Source organism: Flavobacterium sp. (assembly GCF_050696275.1).
GTDB lineage: Bacteria > Bacteroidota > Bacteroidia > Flavobacteriales > Flavobacteriaceae > Flavobacterium.
In genome coordinates this window covers 17,241-36,680 of sequence record NZ_JBOGUT010000017.1, presented here as the reverse complement: position 1 = coordinate 36,680, position 19,440 = coordinate 17,241, and the positions used below count along the sequence as shown (strand labels likewise).

20 protein-coding genes and 1 tRNA gene are annotated in these 19,440 nt (G+C 33.1%); 7 read left to right on the top strand and 14 right to left on the bottom strand.

Annotated features, from left to right (window positions below; genetic code table 11):
* Positions 1-2: 2 nt before the first annotated feature.
* Positions 3-2,048: a M13 family metallopeptidase gene (locus tag ACRDEC_RS10100; protein WP_431498215.1), complete on the bottom strand. Its 2,046-nt coding sequence runs from the start codon at positions 2,046-2,048 to the stop codon at positions 3-5.
* Positions 2,049-2,147: 99 nt separating this feature from the next.
* Positions 2,148-2,378 carry a hypothetical protein gene (locus ACRDEC_RS10095; protein ID WP_431498214.1) on the bottom strand — a complete coding sequence of 77 codons (231 nt, stop codon included), beginning with the start codon at positions 2,376-2,378 and terminating at the stop codon, positions 2,148-2,150.
* Between the two features lie 129 nt (positions 2,379-2,507).
* On the opposite strand from ACRDEC_RS10095, the gene ACRDEC_RS10090 reads away from it, so the two are divergent.
* The 5 genes from ACRDEC_RS10090 to ACRDEC_RS10070 all read left to right on the top strand — a co-directional run bounded on the left by ACRDEC_RS10090 (position 2,508) and on the right by ACRDEC_RS10070 (position 6,249).
* Positions 2,508-4,058 (top strand): response regulator, encoded by a 1,551-nt coding sequence (locus ACRDEC_RS10090; RefSeq protein WP_431498213.1) that lies wholly within the window; start codon positions 2,508-2,510, stop codon positions 4,056-4,058.
* 1 nt (position 4,059) lies between these two features.
* Positions 4,060-4,467 carry a tRNA (adenosine(37)-N6)-threonylcarbamoyltransferase complex ATPase subunit type 1 TsaE gene (gene tsaE / locus ACRDEC_RS10085; protein WP_431498212.1) on the top strand — a complete coding sequence of 136 codons (408 nt, stop codon included), beginning with the start codon at positions 4,060-4,062 and terminating at the stop codon, positions 4,465-4,467.
* A gap of 42 nt (positions 4,468-4,509) precedes the next feature.
* On the top strand, positions 4,510-5,703 hold the full coding sequence (locus tag ACRDEC_RS10080) for an alanine dehydrogenase (protein ID WP_431498211.1): 1,194 nt from the start codon (positions 4,510-4,512) through the stop codon (positions 5,701-5,703).
* 37 nt (positions 5,704-5,740) lie between these two features.
* Positions 5,741-6,115, top strand: a complete 375-nt coding sequence (locus ACRDEC_RS10075) for a DUF4258 domain-containing protein (RefSeq protein ID WP_431498210.1) — start codon at positions 5,741-5,743, stop codon at positions 6,113-6,115.
* 59 nt (positions 6,116-6,174) lie between these two features.
* A tRNA-Val gene (locus ACRDEC_RS10070) sits at positions 6,175-6,249 on the top strand.
* A 178-nt stretch (positions 6,250-6,427) separates the two neighbouring features.
* Here the strand turns inward: ACRDEC_RS10070 and ACRDEC_RS10065 are convergent.
* From ACRDEC_RS10065 to ACRDEC_RS10040, 6 genes are all read right to left on the bottom strand, one after another.
* Positions 6,428-7,786: a TlpA family protein disulfide reductase gene (locus ACRDEC_RS10065; protein WP_431498209.1), complete on the bottom strand. Its 1,359-nt coding sequence runs from the start codon at positions 7,784-7,786 to the stop codon at positions 6,428-6,430.
* 303 nt (positions 7,787-8,089) lie between these two features.
* Entirely contained in the window at positions 8,090-9,301 is a 1,212-nt protein-coding gene (locus ACRDEC_RS10060; RefSeq protein ID WP_431498208.1) for an MFS transporter, read from the bottom strand.
* A gap of 116 nt (positions 9,302-9,417) precedes the next feature.
* Complete coding sequence (locus tag ACRDEC_RS10055) at positions 9,418-10,026, bottom strand: Crp/Fnr family transcriptional regulator (RefSeq protein ID WP_431498207.1); 609 nt, start codon at positions 10,024-10,026, stop codon at positions 9,418-9,420.
* Between the two features lie 133 nt (positions 10,027-10,159).
* Positions 10,160-10,675, bottom strand: coding sequence for a DinB family protein (locus tag ACRDEC_RS10050; protein WP_431498206.1), 516 nt, complete (start codon positions 10,673-10,675; stop codon positions 10,160-10,162).
* Between the two features lie 43 nt (positions 10,676-10,718).
* Entirely contained in the window at positions 10,719-11,198 is a 480-nt protein-coding gene (locus ACRDEC_RS10045; protein WP_310557498.1) for an Lrp/AsnC family transcriptional regulator, read from the bottom strand.
* A gap of 78 nt (positions 11,199-11,276) precedes the next feature.
* Complete coding sequence (locus ACRDEC_RS10040; protein ID WP_431498205.1) at positions 11,277-12,431, bottom strand: M14 family metallopeptidase; 1,155 nt, start codon at positions 12,429-12,431, stop codon at positions 11,277-11,279.
* A 304-nt stretch (positions 12,432-12,735) separates the two neighbouring features.
* On the opposite strand from ACRDEC_RS10040, the gene ACRDEC_RS10035 reads away from it, so the two are divergent.
* Positions 12,736-13,215, top strand: a complete 480-nt coding sequence (locus ACRDEC_RS10035; RefSeq protein ID WP_431498204.1) for a helix-turn-helix domain-containing protein — start codon at positions 12,736-12,738, stop codon at positions 13,213-13,215.
* Here ACRDEC_RS10035 and ACRDEC_RS10030 read toward each other — a convergent pair whose 3' ends face one another.
* Complete coding sequence (locus ACRDEC_RS10030; RefSeq protein ID WP_431498203.1) at positions 13,216-13,773, bottom strand: 1-acyl-sn-glycerol-3-phosphate acyltransferase; 558 nt, start codon at positions 13,771-13,773, stop codon at positions 13,216-13,218.
* A gap of 54 nt (positions 13,774-13,827) precedes the next feature.
* Between ACRDEC_RS10030 and ACRDEC_RS10025 the strand changes: the two genes are divergently transcribed.
* Positions 13,828-14,490, top strand: a complete 663-nt coding sequence (locus ACRDEC_RS10025) for a spermidine synthase (RefSeq protein ID WP_431498202.1) — start codon at positions 13,828-13,830, stop codon at positions 14,488-14,490.
* A gap of 246 nt (positions 14,491-14,736) precedes the next feature.
* Here the strand turns inward: ACRDEC_RS10025 and ACRDEC_RS10020 are convergent, their stop codons facing one another.
* Genes ACRDEC_RS10020 through ACRDEC_RS10000 form a run of 5 tightly spaced genes read right to left on the bottom strand, consistent with a single transcriptional unit; the run spans position 14,737 to position 19,435 of the window.
* Positions 14,737-15,537, bottom strand: coding sequence for a hypothetical protein (locus tag ACRDEC_RS10020; protein ID WP_431498201.1), 801 nt, complete (start codon positions 15,535-15,537; stop codon positions 14,737-14,739).
* Between the two features lie 2 nt (positions 15,538-15,539).
* Positions 15,540-16,400, bottom strand: coding sequence for a methyltransferase domain-containing protein (locus ACRDEC_RS10015; protein WP_431498200.1), 861 nt, complete (start codon positions 16,398-16,400; stop codon positions 15,540-15,542).
* A complete protein-coding gene (locus ACRDEC_RS10010; protein WP_431498199.1) occupies positions 16,390-18,147 on the bottom strand; it encodes an FAD-binding protein in 1,758 nt (585 codons plus the stop codon). The genes ACRDEC_RS10015 and ACRDEC_RS10010 overlap by 11 nt, the downstream gene beginning before the upstream one ends.
* Complete coding sequence (kdsB, locus tag ACRDEC_RS10005; protein WP_431498198.1) at positions 18,147-18,884, bottom strand: 3-deoxy-manno-octulosonate cytidylyltransferase; 738 nt, start codon at positions 18,882-18,884, stop codon at positions 18,147-18,149. Before kdsB ends, ACRDEC_RS10010 begins: the two co-directional genes overlap by 1 nt.
* Entirely contained in the window at positions 18,881-19,435 is a 555-nt protein-coding gene (locus tag ACRDEC_RS10000; RefSeq protein ID WP_431498197.1) for a DUF4126 domain-containing protein, read from the bottom strand. Before ACRDEC_RS10000 ends, kdsB begins: the two co-directional genes overlap by 4 nt.
* Positions 19,436-19,440 lie beyond the last annotated feature (5 nt).

Here is a 19,440-nt window from a genome sequence, read left to right as displayed (position 1 = left end):
GATTACCAAATAATCACTCTGTCTTTTTCTGCCTGACGCATCTTGCTTCCTTCTTTGATATTGAAGGCCTTGTAGAATTCAGGGATATTACTCAAAGGTCCGTTGATTCTAAATTTTGCAGGCGAATGAACGTCTGTCATGATTTGCTGTGCTAATGATTCATTCTTAATATTAACCATCCATGCGTATCCGTAAGCAAGGAAATAACGCTGATCCGGTGATAATTTTGCGATTTTTTGATTCTCTTTATACTGGGCAGTTTTCTTAAAAGCTTCATAACCCATCACTACTCCGCCTAAATCAGCAATGTTTTCTCCCTGAGTAGCATCTCCGTTAACAAATTTGCCAGGTAAAGCTTCAAATTTATTAAACTGAGCAACGATAAGTTTCGTCTTCTCATTAAATTTTTTCAGGTCTTCCGGTGTCCACCAGTTATTTAAGTTTCCATTTTCATCGTACTGACTTCCTTGATCGTCAAAACCGTGCGTGATTTCATGACCGAAAGTAGAACCTCCAATAATTCCATACAAAATAGCATCATCAGGCATTCTTCCTTCATAACCCGGAACCAAAATATTACAAGCCGGCACTACGATTTCGTTATTACTCGGATTATAATACGCATTATACGTTTGAGGATACATGCTCCATTCTGTTCTGTCTACCTGTTTTCCGTATTTGGTAACCATGTAGTTATAATCCCATTTGTTTACCGCAATAATGTTTGCACAGTAGGAATTTTTATCAATGATAACAGAACTCATGTCTTTCCATTTGTCAGGATAACCCACTTTCATTACTATTTTAGAGAGTTTGTTCAATGCTTTTGTTTTTGTGGCATCGCTCATCCAATCTAATTTTTTAATATGATCGGCATATACATCACGGATATTGTTTCCTATTTCAAGTAATTTTTCTTTGGTTCCTTTTGGCAAATATTCATCAACATATACCTGACCTATCAATTCTCCTAATGAACCGTCTGTTTGTTCTACTACTCTCTTCCATCTCGGTTTTTGCTTTGCTACTCCACTTAAAACCGTAGCGTAGAATTTAAAATTCTGCTTTTCGATGTCACTGCTTAAATAAGAGGCATAACTGTTTACCAGATTCCATTTTAAATACGTTTTCCAATCTTCAATAGAATAAGACGTAACCATCTTGTCTAACGAAGTGTAAAACTCCGGCTGACCTACGATAACAGAATCTGCTTTGGCTACGTTCATGGCAGGCAAAACTTTATTCCAATCAATATTAGGTGTCGATGATTTGAATTTGGTAATCGACATCTTGTTGTAATTCTTAATCGGATCACGAAGATCTTCCAATTTTCTGGAAGCTTTTGCCAAATCTGTTTCCAGCTTCATTATCACTGAAGCATTTTTCACAGAAGTCGGACCGTCATTACCCATCAGTTTAGACATAGCTTCCAAATGTTTTACATATTCTGCACGGATATTGGTATTTTCTTTATCTGTATTAAAATAATAATCTCTGTTGCCTAATCCCAATCCGCCTTGAGAAAGAAACAAGGCATATTTTGTACTTATTTTATCGTCCTGACCTAAATAGAAGCCAAAAGCCGGACTTGCACCAATAGTATGCATATAAGCAATTGTATTCAATAAAGATGGAATGTCCTTAACAGCATCAATTTTGGCAATTTCTTTTTTCAACGGATTGATTCCTGCTTTGTCTATAGCAATAGTATCCATTCCTGAAGCATAAAAATCCCCTATTTTCTGCTTGTTACTTCCCTTATCAGCATTGGCTTGAGCCGATTTTTCGCAAATTTCTTTAATCTGATTGTTAATTGTATCCTGAATGGTCCTGAAAATCCCATTGCTACGTTCCGAATCCGGAATCGGGTTGTTTTTAAACCAGCCACCGTTTGCATACGTAAAAAAATCATCCGCAGGATTTACAAGTGTATCTCTGTTGGAAAATAAGGCATCGGGGGCATTGGGATCAAATTCTGTTTCCTTTTTACAACCTGTAGCAAATAGTACTACACCTGAAAAAAGCAAAACGCAGGTATTAAATTTCATAGTAAGTAAGTTTGATTTAGGTTCCAAAGATATGCTTTTATGAGAAGTATTAAAAAGTCGGTATGCTTTTTTGAAAAATTTTAAAAAACCTGCAATTATTTACAACAAAGCAGTTACCGTTGAAGCGTTTTCTTTAACAGATTTCGTGTCTGCAGTTTCAGATGGAGCACCTGCTTTATAAGTTGAAGCACCTGCTTTGATAGATTTCGTGTCTGCAGTTTCAGATGGAGCACCTGCTTTATAAGTTGGAGCACCTGCTTTGACAGATTTCGTGTCTGCAGTTTCAGATGGAGCATCCTCTGTTTCAGTTAAACCATTTTCATCTGCCACAATGCCGAAACAACCCAAAAACAAACAGAATACGGCTTTATAAACTGAAAAATAAAAATAGTTTTTTATAATAAATTTGTGAATCCTGTGTTTAATAAATAGTAAATTGCAACAGAAATTAAAATTATTATGGACATCAAAATACTTTGGGTCGATGACGAAATCGACTTATTAAAGCCACATATATTATTCCTGGAAAAGAAAAATTATAATGTAACCACATGTAATAACGGTCGTGACGCCGTCGATTTATTTCAGGAAGAAAACTTCGATATTGTTTTTCTTGACGAAAATATGCCCGGAATGAGTGGCCTGGAAACGTTAGCCGAAATGAAAGAGAAAAAATCTTCTACTCCCGTAATCATGATTACAAAAAGTGAAGAGGAATACATCATGGAAGAAGCCATCGGTTCCAAAATAGCCGATTACCTGATTAAACCTGTCAATCCTAACCAGATCCTTCTAAGCTTAAAAAAGAACTTGGATCACTCCCGATTGATATCAGAAAAAACCACGTTAGATTATCAAAAGGAATTCCGCAAAATAGCCATGGAAATGGCCATGGTCAATTCTTATGAAGAATGGGTGGAACTTTATAAAAAACTAATCTTCTGGGAACTCGAATTAGAAGATATAGACGATCAGAATATGTTTCAGATCCTCGAATCACAAAAAGCGGAAGCCAATTCGCAATTCGGCAAATTCATTGAGAAAAATTACGAAGACTGGTTCGAGCCAAAAGCACAAAAACCAATTCAGTCCCACAATTTATTCAAAGAATTAGTAGTTCCTGAACTTAAAAAGCCTGAAAATGTTCTTTTTGTAGTCATCGATAACCTTCGTTATGACCAATGGAAAGCTTTTGAAAGCGTAGTCAACAATCATTATAAATTAGAGGCAGAAACTCCCTATTTCGCTATCCTTCCTACCGCAACGCAATACGCCAGAAACGCAATTTTCTCAGGTTTATTACCGCTTGATATGGAAAAACAATTTCCGCAATACTGGAAAAACGATGTCGAAGATGGCGGAAAGAACCTTTACGAAGCTGAATTCCTTACTGCGCAATTAAAAAGATTAGGATTAAACATCAATCATGAGTACTTTAAGATTACCAACTTCTCCAACGGAAAGAAATTGGCTGAAAACTTCAAAGCACTCAAAGACAACAAACTGGTAACGGTAGTTTACAATTTTGTCGACATGCTTTCCCATGCAAAAACAGACATGGACGTAGTCAAAGAACTGGCAGCAGATGATAAGGCTTACCGCTCACTAACATTAAGCTGGTTCAAAAACTCACCTTTACTGGAAATCATTCAACAAGCGCAAAGACTTGGATTTAAACTGATTATTACTACAGACCACGGTACGATTAATTGTAAAAATCCTTCAAAAGTAATTGGAGACAAAAACACCAGTTTAAACTTAAGATACAAAACCGGTCGTAGTCTAACCTATGAAAACAAAGATGTTTATGCTGCAAGAGATCCTAAAAAGATTGGCTTACCTGTAATCAACATGACGAGTTCGTACATTTTTGCCAAAAACGATTACTTTTTGGCTTATGTGAATAATTACAATCACTATGTGAGTTATTACAGAAATACGTACCAGCACGGAGGAATTTCACTGGAAGAAATGATTGTACCCTTTTTAGTTTTTAGCCCGAAGAAATAAAATGAAAATCGAATTTAATCTTGATCAAATTAACAAAGCAGCGCAAAAAGTAATCGCAGGAAACCCGGAAAAAGTAATCCTTTTCAATGGCGAAATGGGCGCCGGAAAAACAACTTTCATCAAAGCTTTATGCAAAAATCTGGGAGTTGAAAATCCTACAAGCAGTCCAACTTTTTCTTTAGTTAACGAATATCAAACTACTTCAAATCAATTGGTTTATCATTTTGATGTTTATCGATTAAAAAACCAAACAGAAGCACTTGACATGGGTATCGATGAATACCTCTATTCCGGAAATTGGTGCTTTATAGAATGGGCAGAGAAAATTTCGGATTTAATTCCGGAAAAACACTCAATCATCACCATTTCTATTTTAAATGATGGTAAAAGATTAATAGAACTTCGATAATTGTGAGAAATTTTGTAATTTGTGCCAAATAATAATTTCATTATGGCCATTACCCCTTTTAGCAAACAACAATTACTTCCACAAGAAGAAAAACTTGAAATCGCTAAACATAAAAGTGAATTATTTGTAGGGATTCCTAAAGAAACTTCTTATCAGGAACGCCGCATTTGCCTGACTCCGGACGCCGTAAATGCCATCACTTCTCATGGCCATAGAGTTTTAATTGAAGCCGGAGCCGGAGAAAATTCCAGTTATTCCGATAAAGACTACTGCGATGCCGGAGCTGAAATCACTAACGATACTCAAAAGGTACTGAGCTGTCCTATGATTTTAAAAGTGGAACCGGCAACTTTGACAGAAATCGAAATGATGAACCAACAGGCCATTATCATTTCCGCTATTCAATTAAAAACCAGAAAAAAAGAATATTTCGAAGCACTCAAAAAGAAAAAAATCACTGCCCTGGCATTTGAATACATAAAAGACGAAGACGGCTCCTTCCCTGCTGTAAAATCATTGAGCGAGATTGCCGGAACTGCTTCTGTACTTGTCGCCGCCGAATTAATGACTGCCAGTAAATCAGGTAACGGATTACTCTTAGGGAATATTACCGGAGTGCCGCCAACAGAAGTTGTAATTCTAGGAGCAGGAACAGTAGCCGAATATGCTGCAAGAACCGCTATCGGTCTTGGAGCAAGCGTAAAAGTTTTCGATAATTCAATTACAAAGCTACGCCGTCTGCAAAACAATCTGAACCAAAGAATCTTCACTTCAACCATTCAAAATAAAACATTAATAAAATCACTAAGACGCTGTGATGTGGCAATTGGCGCAATGCGTGGAAAATACCGAACACCAATTGTGGTAACTGAAACTATGGTTGAACACATGAAAAAAGGGGCCGTAATTGTAGATGTAAGTATTGACACAGGCGGTTGTTTCGAAACCTCTGAGATTACAACACACGAAAACCCAACATTTATTAAAAATGGAGTAATCCATTATTGCGTTCCTAATATTCCTTCGAGATATTCCAAAACTGCCTCACTATCCATCAGTAATATTATCACGCCTTATTTACTTAAAATAGCTGATGACGGTGGTATTGAAAGCGCCATTCGCTGCGATAGCGGACTCAAAAACGGAGTCTATTTTTACCACGGCATTTTAACCAATAAAACCATTGGCGAATGGTTCGATTTAACATACAGAGATATAAACTTAATTGTGTTTTAAGCTTTATTCTTATTACTTTTGCTGAAAATTAATTCTTATGAAGTTTACTTATAGATTGAGTTACTACCTCTTTGGTTTTTTAGTAGGTTGTGTCTTTTTATTTTTTGTTTTGAACCAAAAACATACCCGTTGCACTTATTTTCCAAATGACAGGGTTTTAAATAATATCAGAACCAAACCTTTTGTTTATTCAGATATTGCAGTTAAAAAAATCGCCGAAGATTGGCTGGACACTATTGATATCAAAAATACTTTAGAATATGGTGATGTTGATTTTGACAGAAGCAACATTAAATTTTCTAACGGAAAATTATACACCGTTATTGGCAAAACAACTAAAAATCAGCCTATTGAAGTCATTATTGAGAATTACGAAGACAGAGCTGTTCTAAGAGATGTGAAAAAACAATAATTTTATTTCAAAAACAGTTGTTTTTCTAAAATCAAACTGTATATTTGCAGTCCTATTACGGGCGATTAGCTCAGCTGGTTCAGAGCACCTCGTTTACACCGAGGGGGTCGGGGGTTCGAACCCCTCATCGCCCACAGAAACTGCTTATTTGCAGTACAAAATAAAAAGGTTTTAGTCAACATTTAAACAATGAAGATTAAAACCTTTTTTACTTTTAAAACTACTTTCCCTAATCAATTTATAACTATCTACTTTACTATTTTAAAGAATGAAGTAAAGGAAATTTATTTTATAGTGTGAAGTCCAGCAAAACTACTCTTCCAAATATTTATTTAACTCTTCTTTGATTTCTTTACTCTCGGGAGTCGGAGCATTTTGATGAACCAATTTCCCGTTTTTGTCATAAATTAAATACCTGGGTATTGTTTTCAGCTGTAATCCTTTATAAAAAAGGGCATGAGGATAATTTATTCCAAGGAAATTGTTGTCATTTTCAGATAATTTTTCTTTTCCAGAAGCATTTTTCCATTTTTCAAAGTCAGTGTCAATAGAAATATAAACAAATACAACTTCTTTTCCTTTGTAGTTCTCTTTTAATTTCCTTGATGAAGGCATTGCTGCTCTACATGGTGCGCACCAGCTCGCCCAAAAATCAACAAATACTACTTTTCCTTTATTTTTTAAAATAAGGCTTTCTAATGTACTTTTATTTTTATTCAGATCCGTAAAATAAACTTTTTTTACTTCATTCTTCAAAGTCGTAAAGTCTAACAAATAATTATTTTTGATCTTTTCATTTAATACCGAATCATTAACAATTCCTTGAAATTTTTGGAAATAAACATTCAAATCTGCATTGGAATTATTCTCTGCTATATTTACGAGATGTGCATACAATAAGCTTTCCTTAACTCTTTTTGAAAAAACTGAAGATTTTACAATTGAATCAAAAGCAACCTTAGAATTACAAGTCATAGGATTGTTGCTAAATTGAGTTTTCAGTTTGAATTTCTCAACCGCATAATTTTCTAAAAAATACCTATATGTTTTTAAGTATAACAAATCATCTCTTCTTAAATCTTCGATTGATGCTGATTTAATTAAGGTCTTATTTGCATTCATTTCAAAAAACGTATTAGAAGCTTTGTGTAATTCATAAATACTTTGAGAAATTTGATTTATTTTCAGCAGTGAATCAAGGGATTTGCTAATTGTCACCCTATAAACATTCAAATCTTTAAAATAAGTTTTACTCTCATTCTCATTTCTGATCCTTTTGTTTTTAACAATAAACTGAAAGTCTTCTAATGGCTTTTCAATTTTAATGTCGTTTAGAAAATTAGTATCAAACTTTAGTGTTTTACGGTTAATTACAGATGCATAAGGGTAGCCATTTTCATAATCAAACACAATGGTATCCCCTTTTTGAAATTCATATAAAAATTTTTGTGTTTTGTTATAGGTATGCGAGAGACATATTTTATTACTGACTACCTTTTTTACTATTGTGTCACTCTTCATTTTATTATTAGGCGACAGCTCAATGCTGGAAAAATCATTTTCTTCCGAATAATAAATAGTACTTCCTAAAACACTAACGTTATCATCTGAGAACTTTTCTGGATTTTGCTTTTTAAATATAAAAACGATTTGATTGTTATTATTTTTCACCTCCTTTTCTTTTAAATCAAACTCTTTTTTTGGAGATTGATTGTAGGAGGATAAACAAAAAAGAAAGCATAAAAATATCATTTTGCACATAATTAAAATTACTAACAGACTAACAATCAGTTCATTCATAAAAATTGATCGAATAGTTAATGCCCAATTTATTACGTTAGAAATGATATTTATATTTCTTTATAATTCCTGATTACATTAAATCCAAAATAGTAGCGAAAATAGCAGTTTATTCTTTTTAAAATTATAGTTTGTACGCATTTTTTAAATTGTTTTCATTTTAGTGTCTTACACTTATTTTCTGGAGAGTTTTTTACTAATTAAAGTTACTCCAATTGCCAATGCCACAAATAATGCTCCCACCCACGGAGTAGATTTTAACCCAAAAGAAGATTCTACAACCAAACCACCAACATAAGCTCCCATTGCAATACCCACGTTAAAAGCCGCAATATTAAAGGCTGAAGCAACATCTTCCGTTCCAGGCAGGTATTTCTCCGAAAGTTGCACTACATATAACTGTAATCCGGGAACATTCGAAAATGACAGGGCGCCCAAAATAAATAAAGTCACTATTCCCCAAATGGAATCACTTGCCGTAAAAGTAAATACAAGTAAAGCAATCGCCTGAAAAACAAACATCCACAATAAGGCTTTCAGCGGATTTTTATTTGCTAATTTTCCTCCTATAAGATTTCCAAAAGCAATAGCAATACCATATAATACTAACACGAGACTCACCATCGATTCTGAAAGTCCTGTGATTTTCTGTAAAATCGGAGATAAATAAGTAAAGGCTACAAAAGTTCCTCCATAACCCAATGCCGTCATAAGAAATCCAAGTAACAGGCGACTATTTTTAATAACTTTCAACTGATCTTTAATAGTCATTTTGTTTTCATTTTTAATTTTAGAAGGCAATAACATCCAACTTGAAATTAAACCGATAAGACCTAAAACCGCCACACCGATAAATGTTGCTCTCCATCCAAATTGCTGACCAATAAAGGTCCCAAATGGCACTCCGGTTACAATAGCAACAGTAAGCCCTGTAAACATTATAGAAATAGCCGAAGCCCTTCTGTTCGCCGGAACCAACGCAGCTGCAATTGTAGAACCAATAGAGAAAAATACACCATGAGCAAATCCCGTGATAATTCTAGCTATAACCAACGTAACAAATCCGGGAGCAATGGATGCAATTCCGTTACCAGCTATAAACAGTATCATAATGGCAATTAAAAGTTTTTTTCTGGGAATATTACTTGTAAGGGCCGTTAGTATTGGCGCTCCGATCGCAACGCCAATTGCGTACAGACTGACAAGCAAGCCTGCTGAAGGTATGGTAATATTTAAATCTTGAGCAACTGTTGGTAAAAGTCCAACAATAACAAATTCAGTTGTACCAATTCCAAAGGCACTGATTGTTAAGGCCCAAAGAGCCGCAGGTATTCTAGTAAATTGGCTTTGCACTGGCGCAGTGCTCTGCTCTTGTATCGTTTGCATTTTATTATTTATTTAAAATTATAATGCAAATTTCAGCAGATTGTCGTGGCTATGCGAGGAGATACATCAACAATAAAAAGTGATGTAAATCAAATTTTAAAAGAAATTAAAAAATACTAGTTTTTAAGCCTGCTAAGTGTCTCTCTGGTAACTCCAAGATAAGAAGCCAAAAGCTTTTTTGGAACCCGTTGTATGAGATTGGGAAGTTTCTTAATTATATTGTTGTATTTCTGCTCGGCCGTTTCTGTTAATAAAGACATAACACGCTGTTGTAAAGCAATATAGCCATAATTGGATTTGACTCTGAAAAAATTAGTCATCGCCGGGATATTTCTGCAGATTTCTTCTCTGTCCTCTAAGTGTAAGCAGAAAAATTCAGAATCTTCCAGACAATCAATATAAAGATTCCCGGGAAGCTGGTATTGCAGTGCATAATAGTCGCTGGTCCAATAATTTTCCATTGCAAACTGCAAAATATGTTCTTTACCACTATCATCTATTGCATACGTTTTTAAAAGCCCTTTTATAATCCAATACTCTTTTTTCACAGTGTCTTCCTTCTGCAAAAGAAATTGATGTTTTTTTAGCTTTTTATAAGTAAAAAAAGGCATGACATACTCCCATTCCCTATCAGTTAAAGGATTAATCATTTCTATATGCTGACGTAGCAGCTGATAATAATTTTCCATAGAATAATTTAATACAGAAGCAAAAATAATAAACATTCGCTGACTTTATTCCTATTTTAAATCATAGTTTCTTCAAATTTAAACGAAGATTATCAATTTCAGGTACTTTTTATTTCAAAAAAAACTCCTTAATTTCTTAAGGAGGCTTTTCTTTAATTCAATAAAAAAATTATTTCAAATATCTTTCTCTGATCACTTTTTGATGATGAATTGCGTGACCTGAAATTATAAACCCAATGGCCAAAACTTTAATCTCATGTCCCGAAGCTATTCCTTTACTTGAAAGCATATCGTCTGAGAAACTTTCAAATAATTTAATAGTTGCTCTTCTCACTAATAAGAATTCCTGTAGTAAATCGCTCATTTCTCTTTTATCAGACTCGCTGACAGGGACATAATCATTTTCTTCAAATCCCGGAATTGGAGTCCTGTCAAATCTCGCAAAACGCAGTGCCCGGTAAGAAAAAATCCGCTCGGCATCTATAATATGCTGTACAATTTCCTTGATTGACCATTTTTCAGGCTGATAACGATATTCATATTTTTCAGGAGGAATATTATTTTCAATAAAATTGACAAAATCTGCCATATTCTCCTCAAGAGCTTCAATACAATCGTCATTTTCAACTTGGTCAATGTATAACGAGTAATAATCGGCGTAATCGGTTTCCAGTAAATTTTTCATGATTTAAAAATAAAAAAAAGACCTTAAAAAAGGTCTTTTAAAATTACATATTTTTAAAAATCGTATGCATTAATCTTTTCTTATCATTGATGCTTTCATCGAGAGAGATCATGGTTTCAGTTCTGTAAACACCATCAATATCATCAATCATATAAATTACGTCTTTTGCATGCTTAGTGTCCCTTGCTCTTATTTTACAAAAAATATTGAATTTACCTGTAGTAACATGAGCAACAGTTACATAAGGAATTTCGTTGATTCTTTCCAATACAAACTTAGTCTGTGATGTGTTGTTTAAAAATACACCTACGTAAGCGATAAACGAGTAACCTAACTTTTCATAATCAAGAGTTAAAGAAGAACCTTGAATGATTCCTGCATCTTCTAATTTTTTTACACGAACATGTACAGTCCCGGCTGAAATTAATAATTTTTTTGCGATGTCTGTAAATGGAATTCTTGTATTATCAATTAACATGTCAAGAATTTGATGGTCAACTTCATCTAAACGAAACTTACTCATAATTAGCTATTTAATATTATATTTTCTTTAGTAATAAAACTCAAAACTTAAATTTTGATTAAAATTGTAACAAATTTATTACATTTTCTTCAAACCATTAACAAATTTTATGTTTTTATTTAAATAAAAATCTGCTTTTTTGTTAATAATTGGAACATTACCTGAATCATCGGAGTAAATACCTCCTTCTCCATCATATTCCTGGTGTCCGAAATTTTCTATTTCCTCACCGACTTCGGTAAAGAACGCTTCAAACACAATTTTATTATCAACTAGCTTTTCTTTGTAATGGGCGGCAAAGTTAGTAATTATATTTAATGAATTGCAAATTATTTTGAATTTTCTATAAACAATGTCGTAAAAAATAGGCTTATTTTGAGGAATGTTTAAATATCGCTCGAAATTTCCTTCTTTTTTTACATTTTCATAACTATTTAGCAAACTTGACAGTAATCCAATAAAGATATATTTTCGGGTTTCTTCCCTCTCATAATCTCCTTGAAAATGACCAGCTTCAAACAAAATTGTTGAAACACCAAGCGATTGAAACATATCACCAATGCAATTAATATTAAACGAATCGTCAAACCGTCCAATTTGGTTAGGAATATATTTCTGCAATTCTTCGTTCATTCCTACTATAATGTCAATTGCTTTTTGTCTAACCTCGTTAATTTCTCTGTTTTCATTATAGGCGGGCGCTAAAAATGACACTGTCGCAGGATTTCTCGTCTGACCGGCAGCAAAAATAGAGCGCTGATCATGTAAATTATAACACAAATCAGGTTTAAAAGCTTCAAAAAGCTTTTTAATCAACTTACTTTCAGGTTGCGACAAATTAACCGAATCACGATTTAGATCAATTTCATTAGCGTTTACTCGTGTATACGCTTCAGCACCATCAGGATTTAATATCGGGACACATAATAAGGTATAGTCATTTTTAATTTGAATTGCTTCCTGCGTATTTAGTTTCAGGAAATTAAACAAGTCAAATAATGCTTTTGTAGTTGTAGCTTCATTACCGTGCATTTGAGACCACATGAGAATTTTAGTTTTCCCTGTTCCTATTTTAACTGCATAAATAGGTTTTTCTTTTACAGATTTGCCTATAACTGAAGTTTTAAATTCGTCCGGAAACTCTTTTAAAATAGGTTCAATATGATTGTTTGTAACGTATCTTCCAAACAATTTTAATTCTTTAATTTCTGAAAATAATGTGGTAAAATTCATAGGCTGTTTTTTTCTATTTACAAAAGTAAACATCTTATATTTTACAATTGTAAACAGTAAAATTATTCATTTTAATTACTTTTGTAAACAGGTTTTTATCCTTTTAATGTTACTTCTTATCATTGGTTTTTGATGTTAATTTACAATTTTACTCGATACATATAATTAGTTATTTATCAATTACTTATGTAATTTTATATAAACCTAGATAATAGCTATTTTTAATATTTACAATTGTAAAATAGGTTATTTCAATTGTTTTGTTTACATTTGTAACTCACATCTTTACTAAACATAATTTACAATGGTAAACATCGATGATTTTATAAAAAGACTTGAAATTATACTCGATTATTATTCCCTATCTGCTTCAGCTTTTGCTGACAAAATAGGTGTGCAACGATCAAGTTTATCTCACCTATTGTCAGGCAGAAATAAACCCAGTTTAGATTTGATATTAAAAATTGTAGAGAATTTTCCTGATGTGGATTTGTATTGGATTTTGAATGGAAAAGGAAATTTTCCTAAATCTGAAATTAATCAAGAAATAATTTCTGTCACTTCTACTCCCATTGAAAAAAATACAACCGAAGAATCAAAAATTGAAAATCAGCCTGATTTATTTTCTGATGATCCTATGGTGGAAAAAAATCGCATGAATGAAAATTTTTTAAAAAACTTTTCAAATACGCAAGTTTTGGAAAACCAAAAAAACAACTCAGAAATTGATCAAATTGTGATTTTTTATAAAAACGGAACTTTTAAGAACTATACACCTGAATAATTATTTTTTAGGTACAAAACTAAAATCAGGTACTCTGCCGACAACTCCAATAAAATTTTTCTCCAGATTATTAAAATCTTCTTCTTTATTTCCTGTCAGAAAAAATGGCTCGAAAATTTTAACTTCTTTTTTTCCAAAATCAAAAGCTACGGGAATAATCGGAACATTCGCTTTTTGTGCAATGTAATAAAACCCGGTTTTCCATTCTTCTACTTTTTTTCGTGTTCCTTCAGGTGCAATAGCTAATCTGAAAACTTCTTTATTTTGAAAAACTTCTGCGATAGCATCAACTTTATTTTCATTTTTCTTTCTATCCAGCGGCTCACCTCCCATCCATCGGAAATAAGCTCCAAACGGAAATTGAAATAATTCTTTCTTTCCAACCCAATTCATTTCCAACCCAACTATCCCTCTGGTAAAAAGGCCAAGGTAAAAATCATGCCAGCTTGTATGTGGTACAATAATCATTACACACTTCTTAATTTCAGGCGCTATAGTTCCGGATATCTTCCAGCCCATTAATTTGAAGAAAATAAACTGGTATACTTTTTTTTTCATGAGGAAAATTTGGTCAAAAATAGCATTATATTTACTAACTGAAAATAAAAAGTGATGAATATAAAAAAGCTTTTAAGCTACTTTATACCTATAAATATACATCAAAAAAAATCTAAAATCAACCATAATCTGGAAATAACCTGGAACAACGGACAATTGGTTCTGGACTCAAAGAATACTAATTTTTCTTATGGAAGTTTACAGCGTGTACTAAGAAATGGCTTGAATGTGATTGGTTTTGAACATATTATAAATTTAAAACACATTGCAGTTCTTGGAGTTGCCGGTGGTAGTGTTATTAAGACTTTAGTTGATGAAATTCAATTTAAAGGTAAAATTACAGGTGTTGAAATTGATCCGGAAACCATTGATCTCGCCAATACTTATTTTGGTTTAAACCAAATTGAAAATCTGGAAATTGTTATCGATGATGCTGAAAATTTTGTTCAGACATCAACTCAAAAATTCGGATTAATCATTATTGACATTTTTCAGGACAACGTAATGCCTGATTTTTTATTTGAAAAAGTTTTTATAGAAAAAGTATTGCTTCTTTTGGAACCAAATGGCTTTATATTATTTAATACTATAATAAATGGAAAGACGGAACAAATGAGGAATGATGATTTTAAAAAACTTTTCGATTCCTCAAAAACCAGAATCCGTCGTTTATCAAAAATTGAAGGAAATAATGAGCTATTTATTTTTAATAACTAAAAAACTGTGACAATTAAACTTTTATGTACACTTATTTATTTTCGGCTTTACAGTATTTTTTCAGAATGATGTTTCCAAGAAAATTAACTCAACTATCAAAATTGAAACCGGAAAAATACCCGATGACAATCAGGAAATAATAATGAGAGGAAGAAAATATTATTATTCTTTTTTTCTAAAAATCAAAAATATGCTCAACCATTATTTTATCCGCATCCAATTGTAAAAGCAATTTGTTTAAATTTTTTACAGGAACAGCCAAAGATCTGAATATTTTTTATTGATCTGTAAATTTGAATCCGCCGTAGGAATTAAGTTTACTAATACTTCAGTTGTTGGCAATGCTGTATCATAAACCGTTACTGTGCCAAGACCAATTAATTTTCCGTAGACAAGTTTCACCATAAATTCTGAAGTCAGCATATATTTTCTTTCGATCTTCCTAAAAAAATGATTTCCAAAAAAAGAAGGTGAAGACCAAAAAGAAGTCAGCTGTTTTTTAAAATCAAATTCATACCAAGGCCTGTCTTTAATAAAATCAACATAATCCTGTGTATATTGAGCATTAAACCGATCTTCATCAGTAATTGAATCTCCTGTATCTGTTAAACGGCCAATAACCGTTTCGTACCATGCTTTTATAGAATATTCTACTGAAGCACTTGATCCTATGACCCAAATCATAAAGTGATAGCCCGTGTTTGTTGGAAAGTTACCTTTTATCTGCTCATTTACAATATGATATCCTTCCCAAATTTGTCTGATATGACTCATAAAAGGGAAGCTTGTAGCTGTCTGGTTTTTAAAATATTGTGCTTGTTCATCAGGACTGAAAACCAAATACCATTCCGGGAAAGTCAAAAATGTTTGATCAGCTGGACGAATACTTTCTTTTGGAGTTTTAGAATTTTTACTTACTGTCAGCCATTCCTTTTTTATAACCAATCCTTCCCCTTCGGTAATAGTTGTTGGATTCCTTTTTTTGGTAAAGAAAATAGTTGCTGCCAAAACAACGGAACAAAGCGTTAGTATTCGTAACCTTTTCATTTTTAATATTTTACAAATCCAATTAATGTATTATCCGAAGGATCCTTGTCTTGCAAAATTCTTTTTTCCATATCCTGAAAACCATAATTTGAAATGATTTTAACCCATTCCTCAACCGATTTAAATGATTTAAATTCAGCATTGTCCGTTTCCCAGGAAACATTCAAACCTAAATTAAAAACGGTATGAACTAAAGAAACAAAAGTTGCCATTTCAACCGTTTTTACATCATGATCTCTAATAATAAACAAACCGTCTTTTCTAAGAATTCTTTTAATCGATTTTAAATATCCGTCCAATAATTCTGGCGGACAATGATGTAATCCAATATGGCAAGTCACTAAATCAAGGCTCTCATCAGCAATTACATTCTGACTAATGGGTTGATAATTATTTAAATTGAAAAAATGTCCAATTTTACCAAACTGACCTCTTTCCATAATATCACCAATAGCATTACTTGGTTCAACATCATTAGTCAGGAAAATTTTCCCTTTAAGAGAAATATGTTTTTTTAACTCACTGATGTATCTTCCTGTTGAACCTATTTCTAAATAACCATCAATAGTAGTTTTATTTCCAAGTAATTGTAAAACCTGGTTAGACATTTCTCTCTTTTGCTTCTTTAATGCCGGAAGAGCCAGCGTCAATTCAGAAAGAAAAGGTTTTATTTTTGGTAAATCATTTTGAATCGATTTAAATATTTCTTCATCTGAGGGTTTTTCTTTACTCATTGAAGCTATCAAATAATGAAATTTATCTTCCGGGTACAAATGGAAAATTACCTGTAAAAAGCTATAAAAATCATCACTCCATTTAGTGTCTGAAAATACGGCTTTAAATTCTGATGGTTTATTGTTCATGTTGGTTTTGTTTAGGTTGATAATAAGTATCCCAGATCACATTTCTGAATTTATAATTCGGATCTATTTTTGATTTTAACTCCATTAATTCTTTTGCCTTTGGATAAGCTTGATGAAATTGCTTATCCGTTGCATGGACTTGGTAAGGTAAATAATACGACCCATTAACTGAAATCGCAGCGTCGATTAGCTCTCTCGTCCATATTCCAACTTTATTTTTTTCAATATCATCTGTGTTTTGTTTATACCAGACTACGAATGCAAAAACCTCTTCCCGCGCCCAAGCCAGCAATGAGCCGTCATCTTTGTGAGCATGTCTGATGGAAACATTAATTACATTAACATGATGTCTGTTAAATATTTCACTCATCAAATTTGTAAATTCATCAAACCTCTTAACTGGGGCAAAATATTCTTGTAACACATAAGTACTATGCTTTCTGGATTCCGGTTCTAATTCGGCTACGTCATAACCCGCTTCATAATTTCTCCAATGCACTTTTGTTTTATAAAATAAAATCGGATCGTAAATATATTGTCTCCTCCACTTACCAAATTTACTTTTACTGAACGCTCCAATAAAATACCTCTCCAATGGATACGAGGCTTCAAGTGGCATTAAACGATTTTTTTCGGTTGGTTTTTTCTCTGTTTTAACCCAACTTACACCTCTTATTTTTTTGAATGCTGGTGGATAAATATCCCCATTATGGAAAATAACATCCTTGTTCTCTCTTACTTTATTGAAGAAAAAATCCAAGTAATTTTCGCATTTCATAAGAGTATTAATTCGTTCCACAGCAATATTTTCTTCTAAATCAAATGTGGCTGCAGCAATAACTCCAATTGCATTATAACAACCTATAGAAGCAAAAAATAAATCGGTATTTTCCTCTCTTGAAGCGTGTTTTAAATCACCATTTTCTAAAATAATATCAATCGATTTTACAGATAGAATGAGTGCTCCCAAACCGATATAACGGCCGTGACAATTGACACTTAATGATCCGCCAACAGTAAAATTAGCATATGTCTGCATTGTTTTAACACTTAAATTATATGGGTCAATATACTTTTGAATATCACACCATCTAACACCGGTTTCTACTTTAATCGTTCTTTCATTGGCAGAGAAATCAATAATTTTATTGAGTTTCCTCATATCAATATGCACAGTATTGGAACTAGCCGTTTGACCGCCCATACTGAATTTTCCACCTCCAATTGAAATAGGATTATTTGTGTTTTTAATAATATCCCGAAGAGCTTCAATACTGTCAGGAATTTCTATTTTTGAAACAACAACCGGATTTAATTGAGTTACATCATTAATGATTCTTTCGTCTGATTTCAAAGGCTGAATCTTGTTGGTATATTCATTTTTAAAATAATCCGGAGCAAAATTAGGGTTGTGTCCAAATCTGTTTTTATCAACATTACTCTTTTTAAATCCCAACAAAAAAAACAATGCCAAAGGGCCTAAAACCGGAATTAAAATTATACCTATTAACTTTCCCGAGTAATTAATGTCATGCAATCTTTTAGTAGCTGTGGCAATTAATGCCCAAAATAAAAGAGGATACAAAACCAGAGTAGCCGTGTAAGAAATAGAAAATTCCAATAGATTAAAAAGAATATAAAAAGCCGTCCATATAAAAACGGATGCAGTCCAATAGGTTAATCTGTTGATTCTTCCTTTGTTAGTAAAAAGCAAATAACTTACAGGAAGCTTATCTTTAACAGTCATTAATCGCTTACTTTTATAATTTCTCTGGCCTTTGCCAAATCTTCAGGAGTATCAATTCCGATTCCTGCATGCGTAGTTTCAACCATTTTGATTCTTTTTCCATATTCTAAATAACGAAGTTGTTCCAGTTTTTCAGAAGCTTCAAGAGACAACATCGGTAAATGGTAAAAATCTAATAACGCTGCTTTTCTAAAGGCGTATATACCAATGTGTTTCATATAACGAACACCTGCATTTTCTTCTCTTGGATAGGGAATCACAGAACGTGAAAAATACAGCGCAAAACCTTTTTGATCGACAATAACCTTTACATTATTTGGATTCTGAATTTCTGCTGCATCCTTAATTTCAAACATTAATGAGGCTAAATCTACTTTTTTATCCAAATCATTTTTAAAAACTTCAATGACCTTTTCTAAAGGTTCTTTGTTTATGAACGGTTCGTCTCCCTGTACGTTAATTACAATGTCAACGTCCATATTTTCAATAGCTTCGGCAATTCGATCGCTGCCCGATTCGTGCTCTTTTATGCTCATAATGGCCTTTCCTCCATTTGAGATTATTTCTTCGTAAATCAAATTGGAATCGGTTACAACAAATACATCATCAAATAAATGAGTGCTGATAGCAGCTTCATATGTTCTTAAAATAACAGTTTTTCCTCCTAAATCCTGCATTAATTTGGCTGGAAATCGTGTAGAGGCATATCGTGCAGGAATAACGGCAATTATTTTCATTTTCTAAATTTTTTATAAACCCAATACACTATTACAAATAATAAAATAACTATTACTATTGCCACAATTGGCAAAAAAATAGCAAGAGAACTCAATGTTATTGCAGTTCCGGTTTCGGCAGTGGAAACAACAGGATTTCCAATTCCACCCGTTTTTACTGTTGATGCCAATCGGGTTACGGTTGTCATTCCTTGCATTGCCGTAGCCGTTCCTCCTCCTGCAATTATAGCTAAAACCCATGTCATCATAGGGCTCATATCAACTAATGTTGAAGCCATAGTTATTATTCCGGCAATAGCTGCCAGTGGTGTAGCTATCGTATCGAGAATATTATCAACATAAGGAATATAATACGCAAAAATTTCAGCAATCATAGCAATTCCCAGGGTGATTAAAGCAGGAATTCCTCCTATCCATTGCCAGGATTCATTCAATTCCCAAACATGAAAATAAGAAGCCAGACTCAGCGCAAATAAAGGTAAAAACACCCTAAATCCAGCTGCTGAAGCCAATCCGATGCCTAAAAATAGGCTTAAAATAGTTTCTGTCATAGCAT